This window comes from Myxococcota bacterium, assembly GCA_035498015.1.
Lineage (GTDB): Bacteria > Myxococcota_A > UBA9160 > SZUA-336 > SZUA-336 > VGRW01.
Map to the genome: position 1 here is coordinate 1 of DATKAO010000117.1, position 5,514 is coordinate 5,514.

General features: G+C 73.6%; 7 protein-coding genes. All 7 read left to right on the forward strand.

What is annotated here, in order from left to right; genetic code table 11:
• Nucleotides 1–50: 50 nt before the first annotated feature.
• Nucleotides 51–425, forward strand: a complete 375-nt coding sequence (locus VMR86_10815) for a response regulator (protein HTO07533.1) — start codon at nt 51–53, stop codon at nt 423–425.
• Between the two features lie 51 nt (nt 426–476).
• Entirely contained in the window at nt 477–992 is a 516-nt protein-coding gene (locus VMR86_10820) for an Hpt domain-containing protein (protein ID HTO07534.1), read from the forward strand.
• A gap of 2 nt (nt 993–994) precedes the next feature.
• Complete coding sequence (locus VMR86_10825) at nt 995–2,098, forward strand: ATP-binding protein (GenBank protein ID HTO07535.1); 1,104 nt, start codon at nt 995–997, stop codon at nt 2,096–2,098.
• Nucleotides 2,095–2,643, forward strand: a complete 549-nt coding sequence (locus tag VMR86_10830; GenBank protein HTO07536.1) for a chemotaxis protein CheC — start codon at nt 2,095–2,097, stop codon at nt 2,641–2,643. Before VMR86_10825 ends, VMR86_10830 begins: the two co-directional genes overlap by 4 nt.
• A 92-nt stretch (nt 2,644–2,735) precedes the next feature.
• Complete coding sequence (gene larB / locus VMR86_10835; protein HTO07537.1) at nt 2,736–3,485, forward strand: nickel pincer cofactor biosynthesis protein LarB; 750 nt, start codon at nt 2,736–2,738, stop codon at nt 3,483–3,485.
• A 19-nt stretch (nt 3,486–3,504) separates the two neighbouring features.
• Nucleotides 3,505–4,593 (forward strand): LarC family nickel insertion protein, encoded by a 1,089-nt coding sequence (locus VMR86_10840; GenBank protein ID HTO07538.1) that lies wholly within the window; start codon nt 3,505–3,507, stop codon nt 4,591–4,593.
• On the forward strand, nt 4,590–5,342 hold the full coding sequence (locus tag VMR86_10845; protein HTO07539.1) for an alpha/beta fold hydrolase: 753 nt from the start codon (nt 4,590–4,592) through the stop codon (nt 5,340–5,342). Before VMR86_10840 ends, VMR86_10845 begins: the two co-directional genes overlap by 4 nt.
• Nucleotides 5,343–5,514 lie beyond the last annotated feature (172 nt).

Sequence of the window (5,514 nt, forward strand, 5' to 3'; positions counted from 1 at the left end):
GGAGTGCTCTTGCTGACGGAGCTCCGCAGCAGGGCGGGAGGACAGGAGCCATGGCAAAGCGGGTTCTGATTGCGGACGACGCGGCCTTCATGCGCGAGATGCTCCGCGACATCCTGACGGACGGAGGCTACGAGATCGCGGCCGAGGCGGCCGACGGCAACGAGGCGGTGTCGGCGTTCGCCAAGCACCATCCCGATCTCGTGACTCTCGACATCGTGATGCCGCGCAAGAGCGGGCTCGAGGCGCTGCGCGAGATCATCGCCGGCCACCCGGGCGCATGCGTGGTGATGTGCAGCGCGCTCGGCCAGGAGGCGCTCGTGATGGAGGCGCTCGAGGCCGGCGCGCGCGACTTCATCGTGAAGCCCTTCAAGCCGGACCACGTGCTGGAAGTCGCCCAGAAGGCCATCGCCAAAGCATCCGAGTGAGTCGAGGTCCGGGGCATGGGTAGGGTGCCCATGCGACCCTGAGGCGGCGCTTTGAACCTCGAAAAGTACAGGACGCTGTTCGTCGACGAGTCGAGCGAGCATCTCCAGGAGATGACGCGCGCGCTCTCGGCGCTCTCGGCGGGCGACGAGCCGCCGGCGGAGGCGATCGACACGCTGTTCCGCATGGCGCACTCGATCAAGGGCATGGCGGCGTCGCTCGACTACGGCGCCGCGTCGACGCTCGCGCACCGGCTCGAGGACTGGATGGAGCCGCTGCGTTCGGGCTCTGCGCCGGTCGAGCCCGCGGGCCTCGCGCTCGTGGCCGAGGCGATCGCCGCGCTCGAGGAGATGGTCGCGTGCGTGGACGAGACCGGTGCCGCTCCGCAGCCGCGCGAAGACCTGTGCGCGCGACTCAGTGAGGCCCGGCCCGATGCTCGCATGGGCACCCCACCCACGCCCCAGCCCGTCGCGCCGCTCAAAAAAAAACTCCAGCGGCCGCTCCACCGCCGCTCTCCCGCACGGTCCGTGTTCGCACGGAGGCGATCGATCGCTTCCTGGCCGCGGTAGGCGTGCTCATGCAGGGGCAGGCGCGCCTCGAGGAGCTGTTTCGCGGCGCGGGCTACTTCGCGCAGCACCGCGCCTTCGGTGACGAGCTCGAGCAGCTCGCGCGCGCGGTGCGCGAGCTGCGCCGGCGCGCGCTCGAGATCCGCACCACGCCCGTGCGCCGCCTGCTCGAGAGACTTCCGCGCGTGGCCTTCGACCTGGGCCGCGAGCTGGGCAAGCGCGTGCGCGTGGAGCTGGCGGGCGAGGAGGTCGAGGTCGACCGCGCGGTGCTCGACCACCTGGACGACGCGCTCCTGCACCTGGTGCGCAACGCGATCGACCACGGGCTCGAGACCGAGGCCGAGCGCAGCGCCGCGGGCAAGGACCCGGTCGGCCTCCTGCGGCTCGGCGCGACGCGCGTCGCGGGCCGGCTCCACCTGCGCATCGACGAGGACGGGCGCGGGATCGACGTGGAGAAGGTGCGCCGGCGCGCGGTCGATCGCGGGCTCGTGCTGCCGATGGTGGCCGAGGATCTCCCGGCCGAGCGCATCCGCGAGCTGATCTTCGAGCCCGGTCTCTCGACCAAGGACGAAGTCACCGACGTCTCGGGCCGCGGGGTCGGGCTCGACGTCGTGAAGCGCCAGGTCGAGGCGCTGGGCGGCGCGATCACGGTCGAGAGTCAGACGGGCAAGGGCACGACCTTCTTGCTCGACCTGCCCTCGATGGTGACCCTGCAGCGCGTGCTCGTGCTGCAGGTGGGCGGCGCGCGCGTGGCGCTGCCGATCCTGGCCAGCGAGGCCGTGCTGTCGGCGGTCGAGGCCGCGGTCGAGCACGCGGGCGTCGACTCGTTCTTCATGTTCAAGGACGAGCCGCTGCCGCTCGTGGACCTGGCGCAGAGACTGCAGCTGCCCGCGGTGGCGCCGGGCGCGGGCTGCGTGGTGGTGCTCGAGGCGCGCGGCTTCAAGCTGGGGGTGCTGGTCGAGCGGGTGCTCGACGACCTGGAAGTGTTCGTGCGCGAGACACCCGAGCCGCTCACCGAGATGACTCACCTGGGCGGCGTGGCGATCCTGCGCGACGGCGCCCCCGTGTTCCTGCTGGAGATCGGGTCACTCGTGGAGAACTTTCCGTGAGGACCGACGACGACGACAAGCTCGCAGAGCTCGCGAACATCTGCGCGGGCCATGCGGCGTCGACGCTCGCGCTCCTGCTCGACGGCTCGCTCATGACGCGCGTTCCCCGGCTGCGGCTGCTGCCCGCGGGCCGCCCGCTGCGCTCGCTGTTCCTGCGCGAGGAGAGGGTGGGCGCGGTCTTCGCCGACCTGGTCGGTCCGTACGAGGCCAAGGCGGCGCTGTTGATGTCCGCGGGCGCGGTCGAGGAGGTCGTGGGGCGCGTCTCGGGCAAGGAGGACGCGCACGCCTCGGCGCTCGCGATCCTGGCCGAGGTCGGGAACATCGCGGTCTCGGCCGCGGCCAACGCGCTCGCGCAGATGCTGGGCGGTGTCTCGCTGCCCTCGGTGCCGCGCGCCGGCTATGCGCCCGAGGGCGAGCTCGAGCTGCACGAGCTGGTCGAGGTCGTATCCTGCGTGCGCAGCGTGGCCGACGTCGAGCTCTACGACCGCCACGGGCCGCTGCGCATGCGCTTCGTGCTCGTGCCGGCGGCGAGCGACTTGGATTAGCCGAGCGAGGGCCGCCCCGAGCGAGGCTGCAAGCGCCAGCGCGCAGTGAGCCGTAGGCGAACGAACGCCAGTCGGACTAAACTCACGCGCGCATGGATCGCGAGCATATCTCGCTCTTGTTGGAGCGCCACGCGCGGGGGCAAGTCTCTCGCGACGAGCTGATCGAGGCGCTGGCCGTGGCGCCGTTCGTCGAGCTCGGCGATGCGCGCGTCGACACGCACCGCGCGCTGCGCGCGGGCTTCCCCGAGGTCGTGCTCGGCACCGGGAAGACGCTGGACCAGCTGGTGCGCATCGCGCGCACGCTGGCGGCGGAGGGCGGGAACGTGCTGCTCACGCGAGTGAGTCCCGAGGCGGCGGCCGGGCTGCGCGCCGAGCTGCCGGAGCTCGAGATACTGGCCACGCCGCGGCTCGCGATCCTGCGCCAGGCGCCGGTGCCGCTGCGCGGCCGCGGCCCGGTCGCGGTGGTGTGCGCGGGCACCTCGGACGTGCCGGTGGCCGAGGAGGCCGCGGCCGTGGCCGAGCTGTTCGGCAACAAGGTCGAGCGGGTGTACGACGCGGGCGTAGCCGGCCTGCACCGGCTGCTGGCGTCGCTCGACGTGCTGCGGCGCGCGTCGGTCGTGATCGCGATCGCCGGCATGGAGGGCGCGCTCGCGTCGGTGGTCGGGGGCCTGGTCGGCGTGCCGGTGATCGCCGTGCCGACCAGCATCGGCTACGGGGCATCGCTCGGCGGCGTGGCGGCGCTGCTCGCGATGCTGAACTCGTGCGCGTCCAACGTGACGGTGGTGAACATCGACAACGGCTTCGGAGCGGCGTATGTCGCCTCGCTCATCAATCGCTCCTAGCCGCGGCGGCGCGCGCCTCTTGCACCTGGACTGCTTCGGGGGCGCGACGCTGGAGTCACTGCTGGCGGCGCTGGTCGGCGCGGGCGCCGACCCGCGCGCGTTGCGCCGGGCGCTGGCGGCACTGTGGCCGGGCGCGCGCCTGCGAGTCACTCGGGCCGGCGACGGCGCGCTCCCGCTGACGCGCGTCGCCGTGGCCGTGCCCGCCGGAGAGCGCGGCTGGAAGGAGCTGCGCGCGCAGCTGGGCCGGGCGCAGCTCAGCGCCTTCGTGCGCACGCACGCGCTCGAGGTGCTCGCGGCCGTGGCGCGCATCGAGCCGCGCGGGCGCCTGGCGGCGCACGCGCTGGCCGAGCTGCTCGGGCTGTGCGCCGCGCTCGAGTCACTCGCGCCCGCGCGGGTCAGCTGCACGCCGCTGCCGCTGGGCCACGGCGTGCGCCACACGCCCGGCGGTCCCGAGCCGCTGCCCGCGCCCGCGACGCTCGAGCTTCTGCGCGGCATTCCGACCGTGCCGCGCGAGCTCGAGGGCGAGACGGTGACTCCGCTCGCGGCCGCGGCGCTCGCCGCGTTCGTCGACGAGTTCGGGGTGCTGCCGGCCTTGCGCCCGCTCGCGCAGGGGCTGGGCGAAGGCGTGCGCGCGGTGCTGGGCGAGGCCACGCCCGAGCTGGGGCGCGACGAGGTCGCCGTGCTCGAGACCCACCTCGACGACATGACGCCCGAGCACCTGGCGTTCCTGGTCGAGCGTCTGCACGACGCCGGCGCGCTCGACGCGTCGCTCGCGCCGCTGGTCATGAAGAAGGGGCGGCCGGGTCAGTCGCTGCGCGTGCTGACGCGGCCCGCGGACGCCGAGAGACTCGCGCGCATGGTGCTCGCAGACTCGACGGCGCTGGGCGTGCGCGTGCAGCGCGTGCCGCGGCTGGTGCTGCGCCGCGGCGCGGCCTCGGTCGCCACCGAGTACGGGCCGATCCGCGTGAAGCTCTCGCGCGCGCCCGACGGCGCCGCGTCGGTGAAGCCCGAATTCGAAGCCTGCGCCCGCGCCGCGCGCCGCCACGGCGTAGCGATCGGCGCGGTGACTCGCGCGGCCCAGCGCCGCGCCGAGGACGAGCTCCTGTGAAGGTCGACGCGAACGCCTTCCAGCTCGGCGACCCGCAGGGGGGCCTCGCGCCGGCGGTGCTGTGTCTGCACGGACTCACCGGGACCCCGTACGAGGTGCGGCCGCCCGCCGAGGCGCTGGCCGAGGCCGGCTTCTACTGCGAGGGGCCGCTCCTGCCCGGTCACGGCACCACGCCGCTCGAGCTCTCGCGCACCGGCTGGAGCCAGTGGCTCGAGACCGTGCTCGCCCGCCACGCCGCGCTCGCCGAGCGCCACGAGCGCGTGTACGTCCTCGGGCTCTCGCTCGGCGGGCTGCTCGCGCTCGCGCTGGCCGCGCGCCGGCCGGTCCGCGGGGTGGTGGCGATCGCCGTCCCGCTGGATCTCGGCTGGCTCGTGCACCGGAGCATCCCCTTCCTGAAGGGGCTCGTGCGCCAGCTCCCCAAGACGCCCGCCATCCGCGACCTCGAGGCGCGCGCCCGGCACCCCGGCTACGACCGCATGCCCCTGGCCGCCGTGCACCAGCTCCTGCGGCTGGCCGCCGACGTGCGCGGGGGGCTGCCTCGTATCGCTGCGCCGGTGCAGGGGATTTTCAGCCGCCTGGACCCGACCGTGCCGGTCCGGAACGCGCATCTCCTGATGGCCGGGCTGCCTGCCGGCGATCGCGAGCTGTTCTGGCTGGAGCGCTCGGGCCACGTGCTGCCGGTCGATTTCGAACGCGCGCTGCTGGCGGAGAAAGTCGTCGGATTCCTGGCCCGTCTCGAAAAGCGCTGAGCGTGTCCGTGGCGGTTGACGGCTCATGCGCCCCTGGGGAATCCTACGCCGCGAACCAAAAACGGGTTCCGGGGGCGAGTGAGCACAACATGGCGGAAATTCCCGCGGCCGCGGTCAAGCGGTTGCTCGTGAAGCACGGTGGAGAGCTGAGAACGTCCGGGCCGGCCGTCGA